Source organism: Actinoalloteichus caeruleus (assembly GCF_049311605.1).
Classification (GTDB): Bacteria; Actinomycetota; Actinomycetes; order Mycobacteriales; family Pseudonocardiaceae; genus Actinoalloteichus_B; species Actinoalloteichus_B caeruleus.
In genome coordinates this window covers 4,284,630-4,310,888 of the sequence record NZ_CP186005.1, presented here as the reverse complement: position 1 = coordinate 4,310,888, position 26,259 = coordinate 4,284,630, and the positions used below count along the sequence as shown (strand labels likewise).

Sequence of the window (26,259 nt, the reverse complement as noted above, 5' to 3'; positions counted from 1 at the left end):
GAGCCCGCCCGGCACTCACCAGCCGGTTCGGAGTTGTCGGAGGGTGGCCGTAACCTTGGGTGAATGGCCGACCCGTCGACCTACCGTCCTCAGCCGGGTTCCATCCCGGACGCGCCTGGCGTCTACAAGTTCCGCGACGAGCACGGCCGGGTCATCTACGTGGGGAAGGCGAAGAGCCTGCGCTCCCGCCTGTCCTCCTACTTCGCCGACCTCACCGGCCTGCACCCCCGCACACGCCAGATGGTCACCTCGGCGGGTTCCGTCGAGTGGACCGTGGTCAGCACCGAGGTGGAGGCGCTCCAGCTCGAGTACTCCTGGATCAAGGAGTTCGACCCCCGGTTCAACGTCCGCTACCGGGACGACAAGTCATACCCGGTGCTCGCCGTCACCATGAACGAGGAGCTGCCCCGGCTCCTGGTCTACCGGGGGCCGCGTCGCAGGGGAGTCCGCTACTTCGGTCCGTACGCGCACGCCTGGGCGATCCGCGAGACCCTCGACATGCTGCTACGGGTCTTCCCCGCGCGGACCTGCTCGGCGGGGGTCCTGCGGCGCCACCAGCAGATCGGGCGCCCCTGCCTGCTCGGGTACATCGGCAAGTGCTCCGCTCCGTGCGTGGGACGGGTCACCCCCGAGGAGCACCGTGACATCGTCGACGACTTCTGCGACTTCCTCGGCGGCCGCACCGACACCATGATCCGCCGTCTGGAGCGGGAGATGGGCGAGGCGGCCGAGGGCCTGGAGTTCGAACGCGCGGCCCGACTGCGCGACGACCTGGGTGCGCTGCGGCGGGCGATGGAGAAGCAGGCCGTCGTCCTGGGTGACGGCACGGACGCCGACGTCATCGCCTTCGCCCAGGACGAGCTGGCGGCGGCGGTCCAGATCTTCCACGTCCGGGGCGGGCGGGTCCGGGGCCAGCGGGGTTGGGTGATCGACAAGGTCGAGGCCACCGACACCCCGGCCCTGGTCGAGCGGTTCCTCAGCCAGTTCTACGGCGAGCAGGCGACGCTCGTGGAGGTGACCGACACCGACTCGGACGCGGCGGCCGTCCCCCGCGAGGTGCTGGTTCCCGAGCTGCCCGCCGACGCCGAGGCCGTCACCGAGTGGTTGAGCGGGCTGCGCGGGGGGCGCGTGCGCCTCCGGGTCCCCCAACGCGGGGACAAACGGGCGTTGATGGAGACGGTCGCCCGCAACGCGGCGGAGGCGTTCGCGCAGCACAAGCTGCGGAGGGCCGGCGACCTGACCGCCCGGTCCGCCGCGCTCCAGGAACTCCAGGACGGCCTCGCGCTCGACAGCGCCCCGCTGCGCATCGAGTGCGTCGACGTCAGCCACGTCCAGGGCAGCGACGTCGTCGCCTCCCTCGTCGTCTTCGAGGACGGGGTGCCCCGCAAGTCGGACTACCGTCGGTTCGCCGTGCGGGAGGGCGCCGAGGGCGGGGACGTGGCCTCCATCGCGGAGGTCACCCGACGCAGGTTCGCCCGCTTCCGGAGCGACGGTGAGCGCCAGGACGCCGACGAACGCCGGGTCACCGAGGACGCGGTGGCCGAGACCCTGGGTGGGGCCTCGGCCACCGGGTCCGACACGGGCACCCCCGCCGGCGTCGACCCCGAGACGGGCCGGCCACGACGCTTCGCGTACCCGCCGAACCTGCTGGTGGTCGACGGTGCCGGGCCGCAGGCGAACGCCGCGGCCGACGTGCTCGCCGACCTCGGGATCACCGACGTCGCCGTCGTCGGGCTGGCCAAGCGCCTGGAGGAGGTCTGGGTGGCCGGCGAACCGGACCCGGTGATCCTGCCGAGGACCAGTGAGGCCCTGTACCTGTTGCAGCGGGTCCGCGACGAGGCGCACCGCTTCGCCATCGCCTACCACCGGCAGAAGCGGTCGTCCAGGATGACCAGGTCGGAGCTGGACGACATCCCGGGGTTGGGCCAGGCCAGACGGACCGCGCTGCTGAAGCACTTCGGTTCGCTGCGCCGGTTGCGGGCGGCGAGCGTCGAGGAGATCAGCGGGGTGCCGGGAGTGGGCCGGCACACCGCGGAGGCGGTGCGACGCGCGTTGTCGGGGGAACAGGAAGGGCGGACGGAGCGTCCCACCCAGGAGAGGAACGAAGGGGGAGCCAAGTGAGGGCAACACCCGTGGACGAGGGCGGCGCGGAGGGCACCGGCATCGAGGTGGCCGTGGTCACGGGGCTCTCCGGCGCGGGCCGGAGCACCGCGGCCAAGTGCCTGGAGGACCTCGGGTGGTTCGTGGTCGACAACCTGCCGCCCGAGCTGATCGTGACGATGGTGGAGCTGGGCGCCAGGTCCAACGCGGTGATCACCAGGGTCGCGGTGGTCATGGACGTCCGCAGCCGCGCGTTCACCGACGACCTGGCCTCCGTCATCAAGGACCTCGACGCCAGCGGTTACAAGCCGAGGGTGCTGTTCCTGGAGGCGACGGACGCGGTGCTGGTGCGCCGCTTCGAGCAGGTGCGGCGCGGCCACCCGATGCAGGGCGACGGGCGGCTGGTCGACGGCATCACCGCCGAGCGGGCGCTGCTCGCCCGGCTGCGGGCCGAGGCCGACCTGGTCCTGGACACCAGTGCGCTCTCGGTCCACCAGTTGCGGGCCAAGATCGAGGACACCTTCGGCACCGAGGCCAGCACGCACACCCGGGTCACCGTGCTGTCCTTCGGCTACAAGTACGGGCTGCCGATGGACGCCGACCTCGTGATGGACGTCCGCTTCCTGCCCAACCCGTTCTGGATCCCCGAGCTGCGCGAGTTCACCGGGCAGGACGCCGACGTGCGCAACTACGTGCTGGGCCAGGAGGGGGCTGAGGAGTTCCTGGAGCGATACCACGAACTGTTGCGGCTGGTCGGGGCCGGTTACCGGCGGGAGGGCAAGCGGTATCTCACACTGGCGGTCGGGTGCACGGGGGGGAAGCACCGCAGCGTGGCCCTGTCCGAGGAACTGGCCGGCCGGTTGGCCACCGAGGACGGGATGGCGGTGACCGTGGTACACCGGGACCTCGGCCGCGAGTAGGCCCCACGACGACGGGGGGTGCTCGCGGCATCGCCACCCGGTAGGGCCGGGCCCGGTCGCGGCCGGCTCGGCCCATGTCAGCGAGGACCTTCGAGAGTATGACGACAGTGCCCGAGGCACGGACGAACGACGCCGGAGCCGGTTGGTCCCGGCCACCGCGAGTGGTCGCGCTCGGCGGGGGCCACGGCCTCCAGGCCACGCTGGCCGCGCTGCGCGGGGTGACCCCGCGGGTGACGGCGGTGGTCACCGTCGCCGACGACGGTGGCTCGTCCGGTCGGCTCCGCAGGGAACTGGGCCTGCTGCCCCCGGGGGACCTGCGGAAGGCTCTGGAGGCGCTGGCACCCGACGGACCGGACGGGCAGCTGTGGTCCCGCGTCTTCGGCCACCGGTTCGGCGGGAGTGGCGCCCTGGCCGGGCATGCCGTGGGCAACCTGCTCATCGCCGGACTGCTGGAGGTCCTCGGCGACCCGGTGGCCGTGCTGGACCACGTTCGACGGCTGCTCGGCGTGCGGGCCCGGGTCCTGCCGATGTCCACCGAACCGCTCGACATCGAGGCCGAGGTGTCCGGACTGTCGGACAACCCGCACCGGCTCCGGCGGATCCGGGGTCAGGTCGCCGTGGCGACTACCCCCGGTCGGGTGAAAAGGGTGTGGTTGCGCAACGTGGCCGATCCTGACGGACGGCTCACGGCCTGCCCGGAAGCGGTACACGCGGTGCACTCCGCGGATGTCGTCATCCTCGGCCCGGGATCGTGGTTTACCAGCGTACTGCCGCATCTGCTGCTCCCCGAGCTGCACGACGCCCTGCTGACGACCACCGCCCGTAAGGTCCTCGTCCTGAACCTTGTCCCCCAACCGGGTGAGACGGCCGGTTTCTCGCCCGAGCAGCACCTGCACGTACTCTCCGAACATGCTCCGCGTCTGCGGGTGGACGACGTCATCGCCGACATCGACTCGGTGCCGACGCCCGACCGACTGCGTCGCGCCACCGGCGAACTGGGCGGCACCACGCACCTGAGACGGGTCGCCGACGACGACGCTCCGGACCGGCACGACCCGGCCGCGCTGGGTGCCGCGCTCGCCGCGGCGATCGGCGTGGCGGACCGGACCGTGGAGCACTCCGGTGGCGCCGAGGGCGTCGCCGACCTGGACCGGTTTGGGCTTGCCGGGCCGGCTGACCTGTGCGGTCAGCCCAGCGGACCGGCGGCGCGCGCAGACGAGGAGGACGAGCGGTGGCGATGACCGCGGCGGTCAAGGACGAACTCAGTCGCCTGGTGGTGACGAAGACCTGCTGTCGTCGTGCCGAGGTGTCCGCGCTGCTGAGATTCTCCGGCGGCCTGCACATCGTGGCCGGCCGGGTGGTCGTCGAGGCGGAGGTCGACACCGGCTCGGTGGCCCGCAGGCTCCGGAAGGAGATCCACGAGCTCTACGGCTACACGGCCGAACTCCAGGTGATGACGTCCGGAGGGCTGCGCAAGGGCACCCGGTACGTCGCGCGGGTGGTCAAGGACGGTGAGGGGCTGGCACGGCAGACCGGCCTGCTGGACTCCCGGGGCCGGCCGGTGCGGGGCCTCCCCGTGCACGTCGTCTCCGGCGGTGCCTGCGACGCCGAGGCCGCGTTGCGCGGGGCCTTCCTCGCCCACGGGTCCCTCACCGAGCCCGGTCGGTCCTCCGCGATGGAGGTCACCTGCCCGGGGCCGGAGGCGGCACTGGCCCTGGTGGGCGCCGCCCGGCGGCTGAACGTGCAGGCCCGCTCGCGCGAGGTCAGGGGGGCGGACCGGGTCGTGGTCCGGGACGGCGACGCGATCGGCGCCCTGCTCACCAGGCTGGGAGCCCACGCCAGCGTGCTCGCGTGGGAGGAACGGCGGATGCGCCGCGAGGTGCGGGCCACCGCCAACCGGCTGGCGAACTTCGACGACGCCAACCTCCGGCGGTCCGCCCGGGCCGCGGTGGCGGCGGCCGCCAAGGTGGAGCGGGCGATCGAGCTGCTGGGCGACGACGCCCCCGACCACCTGGTGGTGGCCGGGCAGCTCCGGCTGAGCCACCGGCAGGCCTCGCTGGAGGAGCTCGGCCAGCTGGCCGAACCCCCGATGACCAAGGACGCCGTCGCCGGCCGCATCCGCCGCCTGTTGGCGATGGCCGACAAGCGCGCCAGGGATCTGGGGGTGCCCGGAACGGACTCCGCCGTCACCCAGGAGATGTTGGAGGTCGACGCCTGAGGCGCCGGGGCCCCCTCGGCGCGGCCGCGAACCGCCGGCGGGACCGCCGGCGGGCGTAGCCTCGATGGCGGCGCCGGGGCGTCGAGTACGCGGTGCCCCTCGGGGGCGAGCCCACCGGGACCTCCCGCCCGACTCCGGCGGTCGACCCCGCCGACGAGCGGTCGCCTTCCCGGGACGCACCGGACGCCGCTGGGACCGGGTCGGCCGGCGGCGAACTCCGCCGGTTACGGTGGACTGGTTCGATCAAGTCGAACGCCGGTCCGTGTGACCTTGGTCGGCTGTTGGGCGCTAGGGTGGCGCTCGGCAACGTGGCCAACCTTCATCATGCCCACCGGCCAGTGCGGCGAAGGGCTGCGCCGGTCCGAGTAGCGAGGAGACGTACCGTGACGGTTCGCGTAGGTGTCAACGGTTTCGGGCGCATCGGGCGCAACTTCTGGCGCGCCGCCCAGGCCAGCGGCCAGGACATCGAGATCGTCGCCTTCAACGACCTCGGCGACGTGGCGACGATGGCCCACCTCCTCAAGTACGACAGCGTCCTCGGCAGGCTGAGCGAGGAGGTCAGCGTCACCGACGAGGGCATCAAGGTGGGTGACACCACCATCAAGGCGCTCGCCGAGCGCGACCCGGGCAAGCTGCCCTGGAAGGACCTGGGCGTCGACGTGGTCGTCGAGTCGACCGGCTTCTTCACCAAGGCCGACGACGCCAGGAAGCACATCGACGAGGGTGGCGCGAAGAAGGTCATCATCTCGGCCCCGGCCAAGGGCGAGGACCTGACCGTCGTCCTCGGCGCGAACGACGACAAGTACGACGGGTCGCAGAGCGTCATCTCCAACGCCTCCTGCACCACCAACTGCCTCGCGCCGCTGGCGAAGGTCCTGCACGACACCTTCACCGTGGAGCAGGGTCTGATGACCACCATCCACGCCTACACCCAGGACCAGAACCTCCAGGACGCGCCGCACAAGGACCTGCGTCGCGCCCGCGCGGCCGCCGTCAACCTGGTGCCGACCAGCACCGGCGCCGCCAAGGCCATCGGCCTGGTGCTGCCGGAGCTCAACGGCAAGCTCGACGGCTACGCCGTGCGCGTCCCGGTGCCGACCGGCTCCGCCACCGACCTGACGGTGACGGTGGGCCGGGAGACCTCGGTCGACGAGGTCAACGCCGCGTTCAAGGCCGCGGCCGACGGCCCGCTGGCCGGCATCCTCCGCTACAGCGAGGACCCGATCGTCTCCACCGACATCGTCACCGACCCGGCCTCCTGCATCTACGACGCGCCGCTGACCAAGGTCATCGGCAACCAGGTCAAGGTCGTCGGCTGGTACGACAACGAGTGGGGCTACTCCAACCGCCTGGTGGACCTGACCGCCCTGGTCGGCTCGAAGCTGGCCTGACCGGCGCGCGCGAGCGAGGGGTGGGAAGGACAACCTCATGGTGACGAACACTGGGTCGGCGACCGGTGAGGACGGCCGGCCGGCCGTCGCGACGCTGGACGACCTGCTCGCGACCGGGGTCGCCGGACGGCGGGTCCTGGTGCGGGCCGACCTCAACGTGCCGCTGGACGGAACTCCCACCCCGGACCTCCCGGGCGGGAGGATCACCGACGACGGTCGGGTGCGGGCCTCCCTGCCCACGATTCGGGCGCTGGCCGAGGCCGGCGCCCGGGTGGTGGTGGCCGCGCACCTCGGCCGGCCCAAGGGGGCGCCGGAGGACAGGTTCTCGCTGGCCCCGGTGGCCAGCCGCCTCGGTGAGCTGCTGGGCACGCCCGTCGCGCTCGCCGACGACGTCACCGGGCCCTCGGCCCGGGAGACGGTCGGGGGCCTGGCCGACGGCCAGGTCGCCCTGCTGCAGAACGTGCGGTTCGACAGCCGGGAGACCAGCAAGGACGAGTCGGAGCGCGGCGCGCTGGCCGAGGAACTCGCCGGGCTCGTCGGCGAGGACGGCGCCTTCGTCTCGGACGGCTTCGGGGTGGTGCACCGCAAGCAGGCCTCGGTCTACGACGTGGCCAGGCGGCTCCCGCACTACGCCGGCGGCCTGGTGCTCTCCGAGCTGTCGGTGCTCCGCCGCCTGACGACCGACACCGCCAGGCCCTACGTGGTGGTGCTCGGTGGCGCCAAGGTCTCCGACAAGCTCGGGGTCATCGCCAACCTGCTCACCAAGGTCGACCGGCTGCTCATCGGCGGCGGCATGGCCTACACCTTCCTCCGCGCCAAGGGCTACGAGGTCGGGCAGTCGCTGCTCCAGGAGGACCAGCTCGACCGCGTCCGCGGTTTCCTCGCCGAGGCGGAGGAGCGTGGCGTGGAGCTGGTGCTGCCGGTCGACGTGCTGGCGGCCAAGGAGTTCGGGGCGGACGCCGAGTACCAGGTGGTGGACGCGGACGCGATCCCCGCCGACCGGCAGGGACTGGACATCGGCCCGAGGACGCGGGAGCTGTTCGCCGGCAAGCTCGCCGACGCGGCGACGGTCTTCTGGAACGGTCCGACCGGTGTCTTCGAGTTCGAGGCGTTCTCGGGCGGCACCAGGGCGGTCGCGGAGGCGTTGGTCGGCAGCTCGGCCTTCACCGTGGTGGGCGGGGGCGACTCCGCCGCGGCGGTGCGCGCGCTCGGCCTGCCCGAGGACGGGTTCTCCCACATCTCCACGGGTGGCGGCGCCTCCCTGGAGTTCCTGGAGGGCAAGGCCCTTCCCGGCGTCGAGGTTCTGGAGGACTGACACCAGATGGCAGCCAGGCAACCGCTGATCGCGGGCAACTGGAAGATGAACCGCAACCACCTGGAGGCCATCGGTCTCACCCAGAAGGTGGCCTTCGCCCTGCCGGAGAAGTACTTCGAGAAGGTCGAGGTGGCGGTGCTGCCACCGTTCACCGACCTCCGCAGCGTGCAGACCCTGGTGGACGGGGACAAGCTGCGGCTGAAGTACGGCGCCCAGGACCTGTCGCCGCACGACTCGGGCGCCTACACCGGCGATGTCTCCGGGGCGATGCTGGCGAAGTTGGGTTGCACCTACGTCGTGGTCGGGCACTCCGAGCGCCGCGAGTACCACGCCGAGGACGACGACCTGGTCAACCGGAAGGTGCGGGCGGCGCTCAAGCACGGTCTGCGGCCGATCCTCTGCGTCGGGGAGCCGCTGGAGGTGCGGGAGGCCAGCGGTCACGTCGAGCACACCACCGCCCAACTGCTGGCGGGGCTCAAGGGGCTCCGCGCGGAGCAGGTCGCCGACGTCGTGGTGGCCTACGAGCCGGTGTGGGCGATCGGCACCGGCCGCGTCGCCACCCCGGCCGACGCGCAGGAGGTGTGTGCCGCCATCAGGTCCGCGCTGGCCACGAAGTACGGTGACGAGGTCGCCGGACAGGTGCGCGTGCTCTACGGCGGCTCGGTGAAGTCGGGCAACATCGGCGAACTGATCGAACAGCGGGACGTGGACGGCGCCCTCGTCGGCGGTGCCAGCCTCGACGGGGACGAGTTCGCCAAGCTGTCCGCCCTCGCCGCGGGGGGCCCGCTGCCCTGATCACGCCAACGGTGTGGCCTTCCGGTCGACTCCGTTGCGTGATTGACTGCCGGGTACCCTGTGATGCCTACCGCCGTACTGCGAGGATGAGATGAAGTTCTTCCTGCAAATCACACTGGTGATCTCCAGCCTGGCGCTGGTGATGTTGGTTCTGCTGCACAAGGGTCGCGGCGGAGGGCTGTCCTCGCTCTTCGGAGGCGGGATGCAGTCCAGCCTGTCCGGTTCGAGCGTCGCGGAGAAGAACCTGACCAGGATCACCCTGTTCGTTACGGCTATCTGGGTGATTTGCATCGTCGCGGTGGGATTGCTGCTCAAGGTGGAGTAATTGGTATGACGTGGCGTTCGCGCGCCACGTCGTGACGGCGGGACGTCGCGACCGGCGGGGCCAGCGGGTCCCGCCGGGGTCGTGAGTGGCGACGATCGAGGATCGCAGGGGTGTTGAGGGCCGATGGCAGGTGGTAACGCGATCCGCGGCACGCGGGTCGGTGCTGGGCCGATGGGGGAGTCCGAGCGTGGCGAGTCCGCCCCGCGACGGCGCATCTCCTACTGGTGCGCGAACGGGCACGAGTCGCGTCCCTCCTTCGCGGTGGAGGCGGAGATTCCGGAGATGTGGGACTGCCCACGCTGCGGTTTCCCGGCCGGCCGCAACGAGGAGAGGCCGCCGGACCCGCCGCGGACCGAGCCGTACAAGACCCACCTGGCCTACGTGAAGGAACGGCGTAGCGAGGCCGATGGCAGGGCCATTCTCGACGAGGCCCTGTCCCGGCTGCGGCAACAGCGGGGACGCTGATCACGTCCGCTGTCGCTGGCGGCGACCACGGGTGGCCGGGCCCGGCGTGAGCCGGGGAACGGGATTTCGGGACCAGTCGACGGCCCGGCACGTGACGACGTGCCGGGCCGTCGGTGCGCGTGGGGGTGGTCGGGCCTGCCGGGGGCGCGCGTCTCGACCGCCGACCGGCGTGCGGGGTAGTGAACCCCTCGTGCCGTCGAGACGCCGTCGAGACCCCTGTGGGAGCCGGTCGTCCGCGCCGGCGCGGACGTGCGGTGCGTGCCGCGACGTCACGGCGAGGCCGGCGGCGGTCGCCGTGGCCCGCCCGCGTTCCGGGCCCGGTGGGGTGGCGTGGTGGGCCGCCCGCCTGGGTTCCTGCCGGGCTCTCACGGCGGTGGTAACCCGGGGGAGTGGGTGACCACTGCGGAAGGAATCCGAAATTCCCGGCATATCACGCGTCCTGTTGATCTTTGCGCTCACACGTTCGGGTCAAACGCTCCAGCGTGGATTCGGCGTGGCGCCGCGACGTCCGATGACTACCCTGCCGGTTTGTTCCCGGCGCTGTCCGTGGTCCGCGACGACGCGTCCCCGTGTCCCGCCAACCCGTGTGCCGAGGTGACGTCCGCTGGGACGGGCAGGGAACGGCCGGCGATCCCGAATCCGTGCGAGCCAGAGGATCACCGTCGTGCCAGAGCACAGCCAAGCCTTCGACTTCCGGGGTTTCACCTGCGAGATCCGCATCGTCGACGCGGAGGACCCGACTCTCGCCCCCCTCGTGCTGCTCGGTGGGGCGTTCCAGGACAAGCACTCGTGGGCTCGGCACGAGCGGGAGTTCCTGCGTCGCACCTCGGTGGTCACCGTCGACCTGCCCGGCTGGGGGTCGGCGGACCCGCTGCCCCGGCAGTACGGGGTGGACTTCCTGTGCGAGGCGCTCCACCACCTGCTGGTGAGCTCGGGCCTGTCCCGGGTCAACGTCGGCGCGGGCTCCTACGGCAGTGGGATCGCCTATCGACTCGCCCAACGGTTCCCCGGCCTCGTGGACAGGTTGGTGCTGGTGGGCACGATGACCGAGCTGCCGGAGCTGGCGCGGGCGGACGTGGAGAACACCGTCCGGCTGCTCAAATCGGGCGACCGGGACACCTTCGCCGAGCGGGTGATCGAGCTCCTGCTGTGCCAGGACCCGGGAGTGGTGGTGCGCAAGCGCGACGTTCTGCGCCGCCTGCTCGGACGGCAGCTGCGCCAGCTCGGGGAGGACGCCGCCGAGAAGTACGTGCACAACACCGAGCGGTTGCTGGCCTACCGCTGGGACCGCTCCACCAGCCCGCCGACGCTGCCGATCCTGGTGATGACCGGGGAGCACGACCCCTTCACCACCCCCGAACTCTGCCGGGAGGTCGCCAAGGACTGCCCGGACGCCAGGTTCACCACCGTGCGGGACTCGGACCACCTCGTCTACCTCGAACGTCCCGCCGAGTTCGTCGAGGTGGTGCTGACCTTCCTGTCGGGGGAACCGGTGGACGTCCTGCCCTGCTGCACCCCCGTGGAGTACTTCGGCGCCGCCCGGCCCTGACCGGGGCCACGCCGCCGAGCAGGCGCTGACCCCGGGTGGCTCGGCGTGCGGCGCGGCCGTGTTCCCGGGGGCCGGGTGGACCGGTGCACCGTGGCGGCCGGTGCGGCGCGTTGGCCCCAGTGAGGTGGTGGAGCCGCCGAGCCCCGTCCTCCCGCCGGTCGGGAGGACCAGGGGCGGGACCACCCGTCCGACCGGCGGCTGAGGGCTCGCCCCGGTGGTCGTGGCGCGCCTCCCACCAACGCGGGTACCGGCGGGGTCGCGCGTCGCCTAGTCGAGCAGCAGGGTCTTCAGGTCCAACCGGCGCAGCACCCGGTCCGCCGCCGCCGGGTCGACTCCGGGTTCCTGCCGGGCAGCCAACACCTCCGCACGCGCCGCCGCCAGCACCGTCGACTCGATGTCGCGGAGCGCGTCCCGTTTCCGGCGCAACGCCTCCATGCGTTCCCGCTGCTCCTCGTCCTCCGGGTCACCGCACAGCTTCGCCTCCAGCCGGCTGGCCCGTTTCCGGAGCAACGCGCTGACCTGTTCGGACAGCTCGGCCCGCTCCTCCCACTCCGTGATCTGGCGCAACGCCGCCCGGTGCGCGCGGCGCGCCACCGCCCGCTCCTCGGCCTCCTCCACACCGGCGTCCGAGGACACCCCGAGCAGCCGCACCACCAACGGCAGCGTCAGACCCGCGAACAGCAGGGTGACCACCAGCACCGTGCAGGCGATCACCGTGAGCTCAGCGCCCGCGGGGAAGGGGGAACCGTCCTCGGTGGTGGAGGGCACGGACAGCGCCAACGCGAGCGTCGCCAACCCCCGCATACCGCACCAGGTCATCACCACCGCCTCCGCCCTCGTCCTCGGTGCGGACGAGGCGTCCCGCGACCGTCGTAGGGCCAGCCACGCGCCCAGGAACCACAGGAGGCGCACCGTGACGACCACCGCGCACACCACGGCCGCGTGCAGCAGCATCGTGCCCAGTTCGCTGCCGGCCTCGGTCACCACCTGGCGCATGTCCAGCCCGATCAGGCCGAAGGCCAGGCCGGTGACCAGCAGTTCCACCACGTTCCAGAACGAGCGCTGGGTGAGGCGCTCGTCCGCCTCGTCGACCTCGCTGTGACCGCGCAGCTGGAGGGCGAGGACGACCACCGCGATCACCCCGGAGGCTCCCAGCTCCTCCGCGCCGAGGTACACGGCGAAGGGCAGCACCAGGGTGAGCGCGGTACTGCCCGTGCTGTCGGTGATCCGGGTCAGGAAACTGCGGGCGACCCAGGCCACCCCGAGTCCGATCGCCACCGCGGCCACCGCGCCCAGGAGGAACCGCAGCGCCAGCTCACCCACGTTGACGTCCTGCTCCCGGACGGTCGCCGCGATCGCCGTCTGGAAGATCACCAGGGCTGCCGCGTCGTTGAACAAGCCTTCGCTCTGGAGCACCGCGAGCAACCTGCGGGGGATGCTCACCCGGCCGGCGACCGACTCCACCGCCACCGGGTCCGGGGGCGCGACCATCGCGCCGAGCGCGATCGCGCCCGCGATGGCGACCCCCGGCACCAACAGCGCCAGCGTGGTGGCGACGGCGACCGTCGTCGCGACCACGAGGCCGATGGCCAGCGTGACGATGCTGCGCCACCGGGTGCGGAACACCGCCCACGAGGTGCGCTGGGCGGCGGCGAACAGCAGCGGAGGCAGGAAGAGTGGCAGGATGAGGTCTGGATCGAGGTCGAACCGGTCCGGGAGGCCCGGGATCACCGCGACCGTGAGCCCGAGGAGCAGCATCAGCGCCGGCCAGGGCAGCCGGAGGCGGTCACCAACGCCGACGAGCAGCACCGCGCCGAGCATCAGGGCGATGACCAGCAGCAACACACCCATCGGCCCAGCATCGCAGCCTGGCGGCCCTCGCACCCGGCGAAGCGACCCAGCCTCGCCCGCCACCCGGCTCGCACCACGGTGGAGCCGGGCGGCGCGGGTGCCCCGAGGGCCGCGCTGGACCACCCCCGACGCGGGGGCGGCCAAGGCCCGCCCGGTGGGTTCGGTGACGCGGCGCGGCGCGCCGCCGGGCGGTGCCGGCGAGCGTGGCCCTGTTCGCCGGCGAGCTCGTGATCCCCTGCCGGGAGCCATCGCGAGCCGACGTCCGCCGGTGTGGCCACGGGCGGTGGTGAAGGGAACGCCGCCCCCGTGAACCGCGTCGGGCAGGACCAGACGCGGAGGAGTTGGGGGACGGCGCCGGCGCCGGAGTCATCCGACCGGGGCGCGGCGAGACCCTCCCCACGGCGGTCACGGTTCCGAGAACACCCTGTCGAGACGATCCCCGCCCGGGGGAGGGCGCCGAGCCGAGGTCCGTCCGAGCCGGTGCGAGTGTGGAGCCGGGCAACCCTCCACCGGACTGGCACGCCGAGGGCTCCTCGACCGGACTGGACGGCGTCCGGGGCCGGCCAGCCGCGCCGGTGCGCCCCGAACGGCTCCACCCCACCGGACTCCCACCAGTCCGCCGAAGGTACTCGGCGCGTCCCACCCACGAGATGGCCGCGACGGCCGGACCCGGGCGGTCAGCTCAGGGGGCCGACATGGTTCGGGGCCCGCCCCAGCCTGGGACGGGCCCCGAAGGGTGCGAACGGACCGCGCTCAGGGCGCGTCCGCCGGAACCCGGGCCGCCGCGCTCTCGTCCAGCAACCAGCGGGTGGCGACCCGGCCGGTCGCGCCCGCCGCCGGGACCAGCACCGGATCGACTCCACGCAGCGCGGCCCCGACCGGCTCCGCCTTCGCGGCCCCCGTCGTCAACAGCCACACCTCGGCCGACTCCCGGATGGCCGGCAGGGTCAGCGAGATCCTGGTCGGCGGCGGCTTCGGGCAGTCCCGGACCGCGACCACGGTCCGCTCCGGCTCCCGCACGGCGGGGGTCTCGGGGAACAGCGAGGCGGTGTGCCCCTCCTCCCCGACCCCCAACAGGCAGACGTCGAAGCGCGGCACCCCGGCCGTCCCGCCCTGCTCGACCGACCGTTCGGCGAGCAGCCGGGCGTACGCGGCGGCCGCCGCCTCCGGGTCGTCCCCGAACTCACCGTCGGAGGCAGCCATCACGTGCACCCGCGCGGGGTCCACCGGGACGTGGTCGAGGAACGCCGTCCTGGCCAGTGTCTCGTTCCGCTCCGGGTCACCCGAGAGCAGGAAGCGCTCGTCGCCCCAGTAGAAGTCGACGAGTGACCAGTCCACGGCGTCCCGGGCCGGGGCGTCGCGCAACCGTTCCAGGACGGCGCCCCCGGTGCGGCCCCCGGTGAGCACCACCGACGCCGAGCCCTTCGCGGCCTGGGCGTCCACCAACGCGGTGAGCAGCCGTGCCGCGACGGCGGGAGCGAGCAGGTCAGGAGTGCGGTGCACCACCACCCGGGGGGTGGTGTTCCCGTCGGTCGAACTCATCCGCTCTCCGTCCCTTCCGTGGTCGGCGGGGTGTCCTCACCTCGGGATAACGAGGACTCCCCCCGGGAGGACCTGCCCACGCTCCCCCGACGGGCGGGCTTGGGGGCAGCCGAACGCCGTGCCCCGGTCCGTTTCGCCGCGCCCGTGGCCGAACCGGTGGTCCTGCGGGTGCCGCGCTTGGCGGTGCCGCCGCGACCGCTCGTGCCCTCCGAGGCCGTCGGCTCCGACCCGGGGGACTTCGCCGCGCCACCCTTCCGGCCGCCGGCCCCGCCGGCCCCGTCGGAGTCGCCGGCCCGCGAGGTGGACCCCGCCGACGTGGCCGTCCGGCGCCCGGCCGACCGCGCCGCCGGGCTGGACTTCGCCGTGGTCACCGAGCCCCTGGCGGCCACGACCTTCGACAGGGCCTCCAGGGTGTCCTCGTACACCTCGTCGGGGTCCAGCCGGCGCAGCTCCTCGATGAGGCAGTCCCGCACCGACCTGCGCGGCAGCGCGATCGTCCGGTCGGGCTGCCCCGGCTGGGTCAAGGTCGCCAGCTGGCCATCCGGCCGGACGAGCTCGATCAGCCCTGACCGGCGCTCCAACACCACCGACACGATGCCCTGCCCGCTGGAGGTGCGGACCCGGCGCACCGGGATGTCCAGGCAGGACGCGAGCCAGCCGGCGAGCAGCTGGGTGGAGGGGGAGTCGGCGGTGCCCGTCACCGTCGCCCGGGTCACGGGCTCGTGCGGCGGCAGGTCGAGGGCGGCGGCCAGGTAGGCGCGCCAGGAGGTCAACCGGGTCCACGCCAGGTCGGTGTCCCCGCCCCGGTAGGAGGCCCGCCGCTGTTCCAGTGAGCGGACGGGGTTGCGCTCCGACTTGGCGTCGGTGATGCGCCGGTGGGCGAGCTTGCCGATCGGGTCCTCGGCCGGCACCTTCGGTGCCTCCAGGGGCCACCACGCCACCACGGGCGCGTCGGGCAGCAACAGGGGCACCAGGCAGCTGGCGCCCTCGTCGGCCAACGGCCCGTACATGCGGAGCACGACGACCTCACTGGCCCCGGCGTCGCCACCGACGCGGATCTGCGCGTCGAGGCGGGCGGCCGCCTTGCGGGCCCCCCTGGCGAGCACGATGACCCGGCAGGGGTGTTCCCGGCTGGCGTCGTTGGCGGCCTCGATGGCCTGTTCGGCCTGGCTGCCGTCGTCGGTGATGATCGCCAGCGTGAGGACCCGGCCGAGCGCGACCGCGCCACCGGTCTCCCGGATCTCCACCAGCTTCTTGTTGACCTGGGAGGTCGTGGTCGAGGGCAGGTCGATGATCACGGGCGCCTCCAGTGACGTCCGGTGCGGGCCATCATCCGGTCGGCCGACTCCGGTCCCCAGCTTCCGGCCCGGTAGGGCTCGGGACTGCCTTCCTTCTCCCAGTACCGCAGGACGGGGTCGAGGATCCGCCAGGACAGCTCGACCTCCTCGTTGACCGGGAACAGCGACGGTTCGCCGAGCAGCACGTCCAGCAGCAGCCGCTCGTAGGCCTCCGGCGAGTCCTCGGTGAAGGCGTGGCCGTAACCGAAGTCCATCGTGACGTCGCGGATTTGCATCGAGGTGCCCGGCACCTTCGACCCGAACCGCATCGTCACCCCCTCGTCCGGCTGCACCCGGATGACCAGCGCGTTCTCCCCGAGCTCGTCGGTGGACGTCGAGTCGAACGGCAGGTGCGGGGCGCGTTTGAACACGATCGCGATCTCGGTGACCCGCCGCCCCAGCCGCTTCCCGGTGCGCAGGTAGAACGGCACCCCGGCCCAGCGGCGGGTGTTGACCTGCATCGTCATCGCCGCGTAGGTCTCGGTGGTGGAGTCCTTGGCGAAACCGCCCTCCTCCAACAGCCCCGGAACGAGCTGGCCCCCCTGCCACCCGCCGGTGTACTGGCCGCGGGCGGTGGTCTCCGAGAACGGTTCCCACGGTTTGGTGGCGGCGAGCACCTTGATCTTCTCGGTGCGCAGCGCCCGGGGGTGGAAGGAGACCGGCTCCTCCATCGCGGTCAACGCGAGCAGCTGGAGCAGGTGGTTCTGGATGACGTCCCGCGCCGCGCCGATGCCGTCGTAGTAGCCGGCCCGACCGCCCAGGCCGATGTCCTCGGCCATGGTGATCTGCACGTGGTCCACGTAGTGCGCGTTCCACAGCGGTTCGAACAGCTGGTTGGCGAAGCGCAGCGCCAGGATGTTCTGCACCGTCTCCTTGCCGAGGTAGTGGTCGATGCGGAACACCGACTCCTCGGGGAAGACCTCGTTGACGATCTTGTTCAGTTCCTGGGCGCTCTCCAGGTCGTGCCCGAACGGCTTCTCGATCACGACCCGACGCCACTGCTCGGGGTTCTGCGCGGAGAGACCCGAGCGGGCCAGCTGCCGGCACACCGTCGGGAAGGCGCTGGGCGGCACCGACAGGTAGAAGGCGTGGTTGCCCCCGGTTCCCCGCACCCGGTCGAGGTCGGCGACCGTCGTGACGAGGTCGTCGAAGGCCTGGTCGTCGTCGAAGCTCCCCGAGACGAACCGCAGCCCCTCGGAGAGCTGCCGCCAGACGTCCTCCCGGAACGGGGTGCGGGAGTGCTCCCGCACCGCCTCGTACACCACCTTGCTGAAGTCCTGGTCCGCCCAGTCCCGTCGGGCGAACCCGGTGAGGGCGAAACCCGGGGGCAGCAGCTTGCGGTTGGCCAGGTCGTAGATGGCGGGCATCAGCTTCTTGCGGGAGAGGTCACCGGTGACCCCGAAGATGACCAGCCCGCTGGGGCCGGCGATCCTCGGCAGGCGCTTGTCCCGGTCGTCCCGCAGCGGATTGCGCCAGTGTCTGCTGGTCACGGGGTCGTCTCCTGGATCGCTGCGACGAGTTGGGCCAGGCCGGCCGCGCGGTCGGTCAGGTGCACCCGGAGCACGGGCCTGCCGTGGTCGGCCAGCACCTGGCCGTCCCCGAGCGCCTGCGCCAGCTGGAGGGTGCCGAGGGTGTACGGCCGGCCGGGAACGTCGAGGTCCTGCTCGTTGTCCCCGGTGAGCTGGAGGAACACCCCGTTCTGGTGGCCGCCCTTGTGGTACTGCCCGGTGGAGTGCAGGAACCGGGGTCCCCACCCGAACGTCGTCTGCGCGCCGGACCGGCGGGCCAGCTCCGGCCGCAGGACCGACGCCGAGGCGTCCTGCTCCCGGTCGAGGTAGGCCTGCACGGCCAGGTAACCCGACGGGGGCGTCTCGTCCAGCAGCGACCGCACCACCGCCGCCAGCGACCCCGTGTCGGTGGGCTGCCACCGCCCGGGGGCGTACACCTCGACCGCCCCGTCCCGGAGCAACGGCTCCGGGCCGGAGGCCGCCCGCTCCGGGGCGTCGAGCAGCGCCCGAGCCGCCTTCTTCGCCGCCTCCACGTCCGGCTGGTCGAAGGGGTTGATCCCCAGCAGCCGGCCGACGAAGGCGGTGGCGAACTCCCACAACAACAGGGAGCCGCCCAGCGTGCCGGACACCGTGAGCGCCGCGGTCTCCACCGGGTTACCCAGCACGACGGTGGTGGCGTCGTCACCGGCGTCGACGAAACCCGGCGCGGAGGTGTTCTCCACCGCCACCGGGAGCAGTCCCGTGCCCTCCTTGCCCGTCGACTCGGCGATGAGCTGCTCCGCCCAGTCGGCGAAGCCGGGGAACCCGGAGTCGTTGTCGGCGAAGACGACCTTCTCGGCGCCCTCCGAGTGCGCGACCCCCAACGCCGCGGCCAGCCGCAGCGCCGGGTTGTCGGGGGAGTCGGCTCCGAGCGCGGGCGCCGCCGCGGCGGCCTCGGCCAGCAGGGAGGCGATGTCCGCTCCGGCCAGGCCCGCCGGGACCAGCCCGAACGCGGTCAGCGCCGAGTAGCGTCCTCCCACGTTCGGGTCGGCGAGGAACACCCGCCGGTAGCCGTTCTCCCTGGCCGTCGACTCCAGCGGGGATCCGGGGTCGGTGACCACCACGATGCGGCTGGCCGGGTCGATGTCGTTCGCCCGGAACGCGGCCTCGAAGATCCGCCGGTGGCTGTCGGTCTCCACCGTCGACCCCGACTTGGAGGACACCACCAGGACCGTCCTGGACAGGTCACCGGACAGTGCCTCGGCGACCTGGGCCGGATCGGTGGTGTCCAACACCACCAGCGGCACCCCGGCGGCGGCGGTGATGACCTCGGGGGCGAGGGAGGAACCGCCCATCCCGGCCAGCACCACCCGGTCGACGCCCTCGGCGTGGAACTCGCCCCGGACCGCCTCGATCTCCCCGACCAGGGGACGGGAGCCGCGGTGCAGCCCCGTCCAGGCCAGCCTGATCGACGCCTCCGGTTCGGCCTCCGGACCCCACAGCGTCGCGTCCTGGTCGGCGAGACGGGACGCCACCCGCTCGCCGACCAGCCGTTCCGCGACCGCGGCGGCCTCGGCCGCCGCGGTCGCCTCGGTGAACTCGACCGTCACTCCCGGCCCGTCACCGGATGCCGTCGCTCCCGTCATGCGCTCCCCCCGGACTCGGTGGCTGCCCTCAGCTGTTCGGTGACACTGTCCAGCAGTTCGGTCCAGGATTTCTCGAACTTGTCGACACCCTCGGTCTCCAGCACGACGTAGACATCGTCCACGTCCACCCCGACCTCGGAGAGCCGCTCGAAGACGCGCTTGGCCTCCTCACCGGTGCCCCGGACCTTGTCGCCCTCCACCCTGCCGTGGTCGGCGACGGCCAGCAGGGTCTTCTCCGGCATCGTGTTGACCACGTTGGCGGTGACGAGCTCGTCGACGTACAGGGTGTCCGAGTAGTCGGGGTTCTTGACCCCGGTCGACGCCCAGAGCGGGCGCTGCGGCCGCGCGCCGGCCTCGGCGAGCGCCTTCCACCGTGGTGAGGAGAACACCTCCTCGAAGGCGGCGTAGGCGAGCCGGGCGTTGGCCACGGCGGCCTTGCCGCGCAGGGCGGAGGCCTCCCCGGTGCCCAGGGCCTCCAACCGCTTGTCCACCTCGCTGTCGACCCGGGACACGAAGAACGAGGCCACCGACTCGATGGTGGCCAGCTCGTGGCCGGCCCGCTTCGCCTGCTCAAGCCCGGTGAGGAAGGCCTCCATCACGTCCCGGTAGCGCTCCACGGAGAAGATCAGCGTCACGTTCACGCTGATCCCCTCGGACAGAGCCCTGGTGATGGCGGGCAGGCCCTCCAGGGTGGCCGGGATCTTGACGAACAGGTTCGGCCGGTCGACGGTCTTCCACAGCTCCCTGGCCTCCGCGGCGGTGGCCTCGGTGTCGTGGGCGAGTCGGGGGTCCACCTCGATCGAGACCCGACCGTCCACGGTCCCGGTGGCCTCGTAGGTCTCCCGGAACACGTCGCAGGCGTTGCGGACGTCGGTGGTGGTGATCTCCCTGACGGCCTGCTCCACACTGGCGCCCCGCGCCGCCAGCTCCCGGACCTGCGGGTCGTAGGAGCTGCTGTCGGCGAGGGCACCCGCGAAGATCGTCGGGTTCGTGGTGACGCCGACCAGGCTGTAGTCGCGGATGTAGTCGGCGAGCTGGCCGGAGCTGATGCGGTCCCTGGACAGGTCGTCCAACCACACCGACACGCCGGCCTCGGACAGTGCCGCGAGGCGCTCGTTGCTGCTCACTTGGTTCCCTCCACTCGCGCGATGCTGGTCCGGGCGGCGTCCACGACGGCCTCCGGGGTGAAACCGAACTCCCGGAAGAGGGTCTGGTAGTCGGCGGACGCGCCGAAGTGTTCGATGGAGACGATCTGGCCGGCGTCGCCGACGAAGCGGTGCCAGGGCTGCGCGATACCGGCCTCCACGGCGACCCGGGCCCGGACCGACGGCGGCAGGACCTGGTCGCGGTAGCTCTGGTCCTGGGCGTCGAACCACTCGACGCACGGCATGGACACCACCCGGGTTCCCACGCCCTCGGCTTCCAGGGCCTGCCGTGCCTCCAGGGCCAGGGTGACCTCGGAACCGGTCGCGATGAGGACGACCTCCGGGTTCCCGTCGCCGGCGTCGGCGAGCACGTAACCACCCCGGGCCACGCCCTCGGCGGAGGTGCCCTCGTGCACGGGCAGGTTCTGCCGGGTCAGCGCCAGCCCGACGGGGCCCTCGTCCCACTCCAGCGTGGCCCGCCACGCCGCGGCGGTCTCGTTGGCGTCGGCGGGGCGCACCACGGACAACCCGGGGATCGCCCGCAGCGAGGCGAGCTGCTCGATGGGCTGGTGGGTGGGGCCGTCCTCACCGAGCCCGATCGAGTCGTGGGTCCACACGAAGGTGGACCGGGCCCTCATCAGCGCGGCGAGCCGGACCGCCGGCCGCTGGTAGTCGCTGAAGATGAGGAACGTGCCGCCGTAGGGCCTGGTCGGCCCGTGCAGCGCGATGCCGTTGAGGATCGAGGCCATCGCGTGCTCGCGGACACCGAAGTGCAACGTGCGGCCGTAGGGCTGGGCGTTGAACTCGCGGGTGGAGATGCTGGTGGGACCGAAGGAGTCCACCCCGCTCATGGTGGTGTTGTTGCTCTCGGCGAGGTCGGCTGAGCCGCCCCACACCTCCGGGAGCACGTCGGCGAGGGCGTTGAGCACCTCACCCGAGGCCTTCCTGGTGGCCAGTCCCTTGGCGTCCGGCTCCCAGGTGGGGAGCTTGTCCGTCCAGCCGTCGGGGAGCCTGCCGGCGGTCAGCCGGTCGAACAGCTCCGCGCGGTCGGGGTTGGCCTTGGCCCAGGCGTCGAAGGACTTCCGCCACTCGGCGTGGGCGGCGGCACCCCGCTCCACCGCGAGTCGGCCGTGGGCGAGCACCTCGTCCTCGACCTGGAAGTTCTTCGCCGGGTCGAAGCCGAGGATCTCCTTGGTCCTGGCGACCTCCTCCTCGCCCAGCGCCGCGCCGTGGGCTTTCCCGGTGTTGCGCTTGGTCGGCGCGGGGTGACCGATGACGGTGCGCAGGACGATCAGCGTCGGCCGCTCCGTCTCCGCCTTCGCCTCGGCCAGCGCCGCCTCGATCGCCACCACGTCCTCACCGCCGTCGACCCGCAGGACGTGCCAGCCGTAGGCCTCGTAGCGCTTGGCCGTGTCCTCGGACAACGCGATGTTCGTGTCGTCCTCGATCGAGATCTCGTTGGCGTCGTAGATCACCGTCAGGTTGCCCAGCTGCTGGTGACCGGCCAGCGAGGAGGCCTCGGCGGTCACGCCCTCCTCGATGTCGCCGTCGGAGGCGATCACGTAGATGTGGTGGTCGAACGGGCTCTCACCGAGCGGGGTGTCCGGGTCGAACAGGCCGCGCTCCCGGCGGGCGGCCATCGCCATCCCGACCGCGGAGGCCAGCCCCTGCCCGAGCGGGCCCGTGGTGATCTCCACCCCGGGGGAGTGCTTGTACTCCGGGTGACCGGGGGTCCTGGAACCCCACTGGCGCAGCTGCCGGATGTCCTCCAGTTCCAGGCCGTACCCGGCCAGGAACAGCTGGAGGTAGAGGGTGAGGCTGCTGTGGCCGGCGGACAGGACGAAGCGGTCGCGTCCCGCCCAGTCCGCGTCACTCGGGTCGTGGCGCATGACGCGCTGGAACAGCGTGTAGGCGACGGGCGCGAGGCTCATCGCCGTGCCGGGGTGGCCGTTGCCCTTGTGCTGGACCGCGTCGGCGGCGAGCACCCGCAGGGTGTCCACGGCGCGGGTGTCCAGCGCCGTCCAGTCGGCGGGCAGGTTCGGTGTGATCAGCTGGTTGAGGTCCTCAGTGACGGACACGGACAGTGCTCCCCATTTCCTTCGGTGCGGCCTGCCGGACGGCGCTCCGTTGCACCCTCGGGCCGGACACGCTGTCGTCCCTGGTCCGGCCGCCAGCCTAATAGCGGCTTTTGATCTCGGTGATCTCGCAGCCCGTCGCGTCACGGGTGCCCGGCGGGCGCTCCACTCACACGTAGTGCGGCGGTCACCCTCGTCGCGGAATCCGCTACCGGCTGTCACCGGAACGCTCCAGTCTACGCCCCACCTGCTGGTCCGGTTCCGTAGCGCGGCTACCATTCCGGTGGCCCTGCTGTCCAGGGGTCTGACCCGAACTGACGAGGAGTCCCATGTCGCCGGGGAGCGCCGCACGGAGCGCGTCATGAGCACCGTTGCCACTCCTGTCGCACCCCGATCCCGATCGCTGCGTCAGGTCCTACGCGCCTATCTGTCCCTGATCAAGCCGCGGGTGGTCGAGCAGCTGCTCATCACCACGATCCCGGCGATGCTGCTCGCCCAACGGGGGGTGCCGTCGCTCTGGCTGGTCCTGTGCACCCTGGTGGGGGGCACGATGGCCGCCGGCAGCGCCAACGCGCTGAACTGCGTCATCGACGCCGACATCGACTCCGTGATGAAGCGGACCAGCAAACGTCCGCTCGTGCGGGACCAGATCTCCCGGACGCACGCGCTGGTGTTCGCCGTGTCCCTCGGCGTGGCCTCGTTCGTCGTGCTCTGGACGACCACCAACCTGCTCGCGGCGGTCTTCGCCGTGGCCACCATCCTGTTCTACGTCCTCGTCTACACGATGGTGCTGAAGCGTCGGACGGCCCAGAACATCATCTGGGGCGGGGCCGCCGGCTGCATGCCCGTGGTGATCGGCTGGTCGGCGGTGACGGGGACGATCCACTGGCCCGCCCTGGTGATGTTCGGCGTGATCTTCTTCTGGACCCCGCCGCACACGTGGGCGCTGGCGATGAAGTACCGCGAGGACTACGAGCGGGCTGGCGTCCCGATGCTGCCGGTGGTGGCGGAGGCCAGCCACGTCTCCCGGCAGATCGTCATCTTCAGCTGGGTGATGGTGCTCTGGTCGCTGCTGCTGGTGCCCGCCGCCAGCTGGATCTACCTGCTGCTCGCCGTCCTGGGCGGTGGCTGGTTCCTGGTCGGCGCCCACCGACTGCACTCCGGTGTGCTCCGGGGGGAGGAGGTGCGGCCGATGCGCCTGTTCCACCTGTCCAACAGCTACCTGATGGCGGTGTTCGTGGGCCTGGCCGTCGACTCCGTCATCGGCTGGCCGGTCTTCGGCTGGCCGTTCTGACCGAGGCTCGTCGACCTGACCGGTGGCCCGCCGGCGCCGCCTCCGCCCGGGCGGCGCCGGTCCGGGCGCGTCGCCAGTGCCGGTTCGGGACCCCGAGCACCTCACAGGCCTCCTGGCGGAGGCGCACCACCTCGGTGCGCACCTGGGCACGCGCCGGTGGTGACGTCCGAAGTCCAGCCCGGTGTCGTCGAGCGCCACCAGCACGGCCCGCGTGGCGTCCGGTGCGCCGCCCAGCGCCCGGCGGATCACCAACGAGTCCTCCGCGTGGTCCTCGTTCCTGTGCCGCACCACCGCCGCGACCACGGCGGCGGTGAAGGGGGTGTCCGCCGGTGTCGTCATCGTGTCCTCCGTGTCGTGCCTACCGGGGCGGGTCGGTGGTGGGCGGGTCGGCTGACCCGACCCGCCCGGCAGCCCAGCCCCGCCACGGCCCGGTGTGACGGGTTCACCGATCGACACCTACCGTGTTCGGCGGATGGCTCGTTGGGCAGAATGGTGCAACGCGACATCGGGCGAGCGGCGGCCCACACGGGCGACGCGGTGTCAGCGGCCCGGCGTTGACGCTCCCCGGTGGGACGACCCGGCCGCCCGGTGGGTGTGACACCGTCCGCGAGTCACCACGGCCACGTCTCCGCCACGCTCACAAGGAGAAGAGTTGCGCAACTCGTCACGGCACATCACCGGCGCGGTGCTCGGCGTCCTGCTGACACCGGCGATCGGCTGGGGGCTCGGGTGGGCCTCGGGCGAACTGGTGCGGGCGTTCCGGGTCTTCGACGTCGGCGTCGACCTGCTGCTGCCCAGCCTCGTCATCGTCGCGATCGGCCTCGCGATCGCGGTGCTCACGAGCGAGCGGGTCTCACCGGTCGCCGCTCTCGTCCCCGGCGTCGCGTTCCTCGCGGCCGGGCTCCTGTTCATGGTCAGCACCGGCACGGCGACCCGCGTCATGGGGTGGCTGGGTTCGGTGTCACCGGCGTTGATCTCGCTGGCGTCCTTCGGGTTGCTGTTGCTGTTGGGCACGGTCCTCGTCGCCTCGGCGCTCATGCCGGGGCGGTGGCGTGAGCCCGGCACGACCGGCCCCGCGGTGGGCGACGGCATCGGCAGCCACCCCGGGGCACCCTTCCCCCGCCCGGAGGACCGCTCGCCCTGGGGGACGACCTGAAGGCGGGCCGACGGCGGGCCGGCGGGCGCGGACGGACCGCTCCCCACCGGGGATGACGGCGCGGCGCGCGCGGTCCACAGCACCAGGACCGTCGAAACGGGTGGACGGGGGACGCCGAGCTGACGATGATCGGACGGGTCCCGGGCGGTGCCCGCCGTGGCACCGACATGCTTGCCGGAGCCGGCGTCGACCGCGACGCGGTGGCAGCCCGCCGACGAAGGAGAGCCCATGAGCGTCGAGGAGCCGCACTGGTTCCACCGCTGGGAGGGGGAACTGGCGCCGCTCGACCACCTGCGGATCGCGGAGCTGCTGTCAGCCGCCTTCGCCAGCACCTCCCACCACTTCCGCGACGCCCGGAGCTGGGCCGGTGCCCGGCCCGAGCTGCGCCTGGGCGCACGGGTGGGGGAGGCGGTGGTGGCGCACGCGGCCGTGCTGCGCCGGTTCGTGCGCGTGGGGGAGACCGACCAGCTCGTGGCTGAGGTCGGCCTGGTGGCCGTCCACCCCGACGCCCAGGGGAACGGTCTGGGCGCCCAGCTGTTGGCGAGGGTGGAGGACCGCCTGCGCCTCCTGGGGGTGCCCTTCGGCCTGCTCAACACCGACCGGACAACGGCCACCTTCTACGCCCGTTCCGGCTGGTCGGTGTTGACCGGGGTCGCGAGCAGGTGGGCCGACCCGGACTACCCGTGGCGGCACGCGGACCTCCGCGACCCGCTGCTGGTGCTGCCCGTCGCCGCCCCGCTGACCCGGTGGCCGGGTGGGGACGTCGTGGACCGCAACGGCGGCGTGCTCTGAGCGGACGACAGCACGACCCGAGTCCCGTGCCCGCGTGGCCGGGCCAACCGAACAGGAGGTGGGCGGGTGGGCGCACCCGAGATCGCACCGCTGGACAGCGGTGAGTGCCAGGTGTGGTGGGCGGCCAGGGACGCGGCGGACCCCGGGCTGATCTCCCTGCTCGACGACGCCGAACGCACCCGGCACGACCGCTTCCGCCGCGAGGAGGACCGGCAACGTCACCTCGTCGCCCGAGCGCTGTCCCGGATCGTGCTGGGAGCGCACCTCGGCCTGGACCCCCGCGATGTCCGGTTCCGCTACGAGTGCGCGCACTGCGGTGAGGAGGCGCACGGCAAGCCCGTGCTGACCCCGGACAGCGGGCTGCGGTTCTCGTTGTCCCACTCGGGCGAGTCCGTCGTGCTGGCGGTGTGCCGGGGCGGTGAGGTCGGCGTCGACGTGGAGGAGGTGCGGGAGAACCTCGACGTCGACCGGCTGGGCGACACCGTGCTGTGCGAGGAGGAGCAGCGCACGGTGGCCGCGCTTCCCGCCGAGCGGCGGCAGGACGCGTTCTTCACCTACTGGACCCGCAAGGAGGCGGTGCTCAAGGCGGTGGGCCTCGGGCTGGCGTTGCCGATGCGGTCCGTGCTGCTCTCCGGCCCCGACGAGGCGCCCGCGATGGTGGACTGGCGCTCGGAGCGGCCGCCTCCCGAGGCGCTGCGGCTCTACGAGCTCGCTGCCCCGGCCGGCCACCTGGCCAGCCTCGCCGTGCTGGACGCCCGCCCGCTGCGGATCCGGGAGCTGCCCGGCGACCCGCTGTTGGCGGGCGCGCCGGAACCACTGCGCTGACCCCACCCAGCGGCGCGACCGCCGGCCGCCA

21 protein-coding genes and 1 pseudogene are annotated in these 26,259 nt (G+C 72.5%); 14 read left to right on the top strand and 8 right to left on the bottom strand.

Features of this window, described 5'->3' with window-relative positions; genetic code table 11:
• Positions 1 to 63 precede the first annotated feature (63 nt).
• The 10 genes from uvrC (at position 64) to ACOJVX_RS17250 (ending at position 11,078) form a co-directional block, all read left to right on the top strand.
• On the top strand, positions 64 to 2,121 hold the full coding sequence (uvrC, locus tag ACOJVX_RS17295; protein WP_030105935.1) for an excinuclease ABC subunit UvrC: 2,058 nt from the start codon (positions 64 to 66) through the stop codon (positions 2,119 to 2,121).
• Positions 2,118 to 3,020 carry an RNase adapter RapZ gene (gene rapZ, locus ACOJVX_RS17290; RefSeq protein ID WP_245588914.1) on the top strand — a complete coding sequence of 301 codons (903 nt, stop codon included), beginning with the start codon at positions 2,118 to 2,120 and terminating at the stop codon, positions 3,018 to 3,020. Before uvrC ends, rapZ begins: the two co-directional genes overlap by 4 nt.
• 98 nt (positions 3,021 to 3,118) lie before the next feature.
• Positions 3,119 to 4,261, top strand: a complete 1,143-nt coding sequence (locus tag ACOJVX_RS17285; RefSeq protein WP_081715632.1) for a gluconeogenesis factor YvcK family protein — start codon at positions 3,119 to 3,121, stop codon at positions 4,259 to 4,261.
• Positions 4,252 to 5,238: a DNA-binding protein WhiA gene (gene whiA, locus ACOJVX_RS17280; protein ID WP_026420093.1), complete on the top strand. Its 987-nt coding sequence runs from the start codon at positions 4,252 to 4,254 to the stop codon at positions 5,236 to 5,238. Before ACOJVX_RS17285 ends, whiA begins: the two co-directional genes overlap by 10 nt.
• Before the next feature lie 383 nt (positions 5,239 to 5,621).
• Positions 5,622 to 6,629 (top strand): type I glyceraldehyde-3-phosphate dehydrogenase, encoded by a 1,008-nt coding sequence (gene gap, locus ACOJVX_RS17275; RefSeq protein ID WP_026420094.1) that lies wholly within the window; start codon positions 5,622 to 5,624, stop codon positions 6,627 to 6,629.
• 37 nt (positions 6,630 to 6,666) lie between these two features.
• A complete protein-coding gene (locus ACOJVX_RS17270; protein WP_103056457.1) occupies positions 6,667 to 7,944 on the top strand; it encodes a phosphoglycerate kinase in 1,278 nt (425 codons plus the stop codon).
• 6 nt (positions 7,945 to 7,950) lie between these two features.
• Positions 7,951 to 8,739, top strand: a complete 789-nt coding sequence (tpiA, locus tag ACOJVX_RS17265; protein WP_026420096.1) for a triose-phosphate isomerase — start codon at positions 7,951 to 7,953, stop codon at positions 8,737 to 8,739.
• Between the two features lie 91 nt (positions 8,740 to 8,830).
• Positions 8,831 to 9,064, top strand: coding sequence for a preprotein translocase subunit SecG (gene secG / locus ACOJVX_RS17260; protein ID WP_016701243.1), 234 nt, complete (start codon positions 8,831 to 8,833; stop codon positions 9,062 to 9,064).
• 123 nt (positions 9,065 to 9,187) lie between these two features.
• Complete coding sequence (locus tag ACOJVX_RS17255; protein ID WP_026420097.1) at positions 9,188 to 9,529, top strand: RNA polymerase-binding protein RbpA; 342 nt, start codon at positions 9,188 to 9,190, stop codon at positions 9,527 to 9,529.
• A 664-nt stretch (positions 9,530 to 10,193) separates the two neighbouring features.
• Complete coding sequence (locus tag ACOJVX_RS17250) at positions 10,194 to 11,078, top strand: alpha/beta fold hydrolase (RefSeq protein ID WP_422646925.1); 885 nt, start codon at positions 10,194 to 10,196, stop codon at positions 11,076 to 11,078.
• Positions 11,079 to 11,345: 267 nt separating this feature from the next.
• Here ACOJVX_RS17250 and ACOJVX_RS17245 read toward each other — a convergent pair whose 3' ends face one another.
• The 7 genes from ACOJVX_RS17245 to tkt all read right to left on the bottom strand — a co-directional run bounded on the left by ACOJVX_RS17245 (position 11,346) and on the right by tkt (position 22,164).
• Positions 11,346 to 12,929 carry a Na+/H+ antiporter gene (locus ACOJVX_RS17245; protein WP_030105942.1) on the bottom strand — a complete coding sequence of 528 codons (1,584 nt, stop codon included), beginning with the start codon at positions 12,927 to 12,929 and terminating at the stop codon, positions 11,346 to 11,348.
• Positions 12,930 to 13,682: 753 nt separating this feature from the next.
• Positions 13,683 to 14,471 carry a 6-phosphogluconolactonase gene (pgl, locus tag ACOJVX_RS17240; RefSeq protein WP_418154956.1) on the bottom strand — a complete coding sequence of 263 codons (789 nt, stop codon included), beginning with the start codon at positions 14,469 to 14,471 and terminating at the stop codon, positions 13,683 to 13,685.
• Positions 14,468 to 15,769, bottom strand: coding sequence for a glucose-6-phosphate dehydrogenase assembly protein OpcA (gene opcA, locus ACOJVX_RS17235; RefSeq protein WP_026420100.1), 1,302 nt, complete (start codon positions 15,767 to 15,769; stop codon positions 14,468 to 14,470). The genes pgl and opcA overlap by 4 nt, the downstream gene beginning before the upstream one ends.
• Entirely contained in the window at positions 15,766 to 17,298 is a 1,533-nt protein-coding gene (zwf, locus tag ACOJVX_RS17230; RefSeq protein WP_026420101.1) for a glucose-6-phosphate dehydrogenase, read from the bottom strand. The genes opcA and zwf overlap by 4 nt, the downstream gene beginning before the upstream one ends.
• Positions 17,295 to 18,941, bottom strand: a complete 1,647-nt coding sequence (locus tag ACOJVX_RS17225) for a glucose-6-phosphate isomerase (protein ID WP_035292758.1) — start codon at positions 18,939 to 18,941, stop codon at positions 17,295 to 17,297. The genes zwf and ACOJVX_RS17225 overlap by 4 nt, the downstream gene beginning before the upstream one ends.
• Positions 18,938 to 20,068, bottom strand: coding sequence for a transaldolase (gene tal / locus ACOJVX_RS17220; RefSeq protein ID WP_026420103.1), 1,131 nt, complete (start codon positions 20,066 to 20,068; stop codon positions 18,938 to 18,940). The genes ACOJVX_RS17225 and tal overlap by 4 nt, the downstream gene beginning before the upstream one ends.
• Positions 20,065 to 22,164, bottom strand: coding sequence for a transketolase (tkt, locus tag ACOJVX_RS17215; protein ID WP_081715634.1), 2,100 nt, complete (start codon positions 22,162 to 22,164; stop codon positions 20,065 to 20,067). Before tkt ends, tal begins: the two co-directional genes overlap by 4 nt.
• Positions 22,165 to 22,522: 358 nt before the next feature.
• Between tkt and ACOJVX_RS17210 the strand changes: the two genes are divergently transcribed.
• On the top strand, positions 22,523 to 23,455 hold the full coding sequence (locus ACOJVX_RS17210; protein WP_051314236.1) for a heme o synthase: 933 nt from the start codon (positions 22,523 to 22,525) through the stop codon (positions 23,453 to 23,455).
• Positions 23,456 to 23,680: 225 nt separating this feature from the next.
• Here ACOJVX_RS17210 and ACOJVX_RS17205 read toward each other — a convergent pair.
• Positions 23,681 to 23,794, bottom strand: a pseudogene (locus tag ACOJVX_RS17205) (hypothetical protein); the annotation flags it as partial.
• A 313-nt stretch (positions 23,795 to 24,107) separates the two neighbouring features.
• On the opposite strand from ACOJVX_RS17205, the gene ACOJVX_RS17200 reads away from it, so the two are divergent.
• The 3 genes from ACOJVX_RS17200 to ACOJVX_RS17190 all read left to right on the top strand — a co-directional run bounded on the left by ACOJVX_RS17200 (position 24,108) and on the right by ACOJVX_RS17190 (position 26,228).
• Positions 24,108 to 24,611, top strand: a complete 504-nt coding sequence (locus tag ACOJVX_RS17200) for a hypothetical protein (RefSeq protein WP_418154959.1) — start codon at positions 24,108 to 24,110, stop codon at positions 24,609 to 24,611.
• A 228-nt stretch (positions 24,612 to 24,839) separates the two neighbouring features.
• Positions 24,840 to 25,403 carry a GNAT family N-acetyltransferase gene (locus tag ACOJVX_RS17195; protein ID WP_051314237.1) on the top strand — a complete coding sequence of 188 codons (564 nt, stop codon included), beginning with the start codon at positions 24,840 to 24,842 and terminating at the stop codon, positions 25,401 to 25,403.
• A 66-nt stretch (positions 25,404 to 25,469) separates the two neighbouring features.
• A complete protein-coding gene (locus ACOJVX_RS17190) occupies positions 25,470 to 26,228 on the top strand; it encodes a 4'-phosphopantetheinyl transferase family protein (RefSeq protein ID WP_051314238.1) in 759 nt (252 codons plus the stop codon).
• Positions 26,229 to 26,259 lie beyond the last annotated feature (31 nt).

What these genes read in the sequence shown, in the direction of transcription:
- uvrC (WP_030105935.1), top strand. Translation starts at nt 64, where the DNA reads ATGGCCGACCCGTCGACCTACCGTCCTCAGCCGGGTTCCATCCCGGAC.
- ACOJVX_RS17285 (WP_081715632.1), top strand. Translation starts at nt 3,119, where the DNA reads ATGACGACAGTGCCCGAGGCACGGACGAACGACGCCGGAGCCGGTTGG.
- ACOJVX_RS17270 (WP_103056457.1), top strand. Translation starts at nt 6,667, where the DNA reads ATGGTGACGAACACTGGGTCGGCGACCGGTGAGGACGGCCGGCCGGCC.
- tpiA (WP_026420096.1), top strand. Translation starts at nt 7,951, where the DNA reads ATGGCAGCCAGGCAACCGCTGATCGCGGGCAACTGGAAGATGAACCGC.
- secG (WP_016701243.1), top strand. Translation starts at nt 8,831, where the DNA reads ATGAAGTTCTTCCTGCAAATCACACTGGTGATCTCCAGCCTGGCGCTG.
- ACOJVX_RS17255 (WP_026420097.1), top strand. Translation starts at nt 9,188, where the DNA reads ATGGCAGGTGGTAACGCGATCCGCGGCACGCGGGTCGGTGCTGGGCCG.
- ACOJVX_RS17245 (WP_030105942.1), bottom strand. Translation starts at nt 12,929, where the DNA reads ATGGGTGTGTTGCTGCTGGTCATCGCCCTGATGCTCGGCGCGGTGCTG.
- pgl (WP_418154956.1), bottom strand. Translation starts at nt 14,471, where the DNA reads ATGAGTTCGACCGACGGGAACACCACCCCCCGGGTGGTGGTGCACCGC.
- ACOJVX_RS17225 (WP_035292758.1), bottom strand. Translation starts at nt 18,941, where the DNA reads ATGACGGGAGCGACGGCATCCGGTGACGGGCCGGGAGTGACGGTCGAG.
- ACOJVX_RS17210 (WP_051314236.1), top strand. Translation starts at nt 22,523, where the DNA reads ATGAGCACCGTTGCCACTCCTGTCGCACCCCGATCCCGATCGCTGCGT.
- ACOJVX_RS17195 (WP_051314237.1), top strand. Translation starts at nt 24,840, where the DNA reads ATGAGCGTCGAGGAGCCGCACTGGTTCCACCGCTGGGAGGGGGAACTG.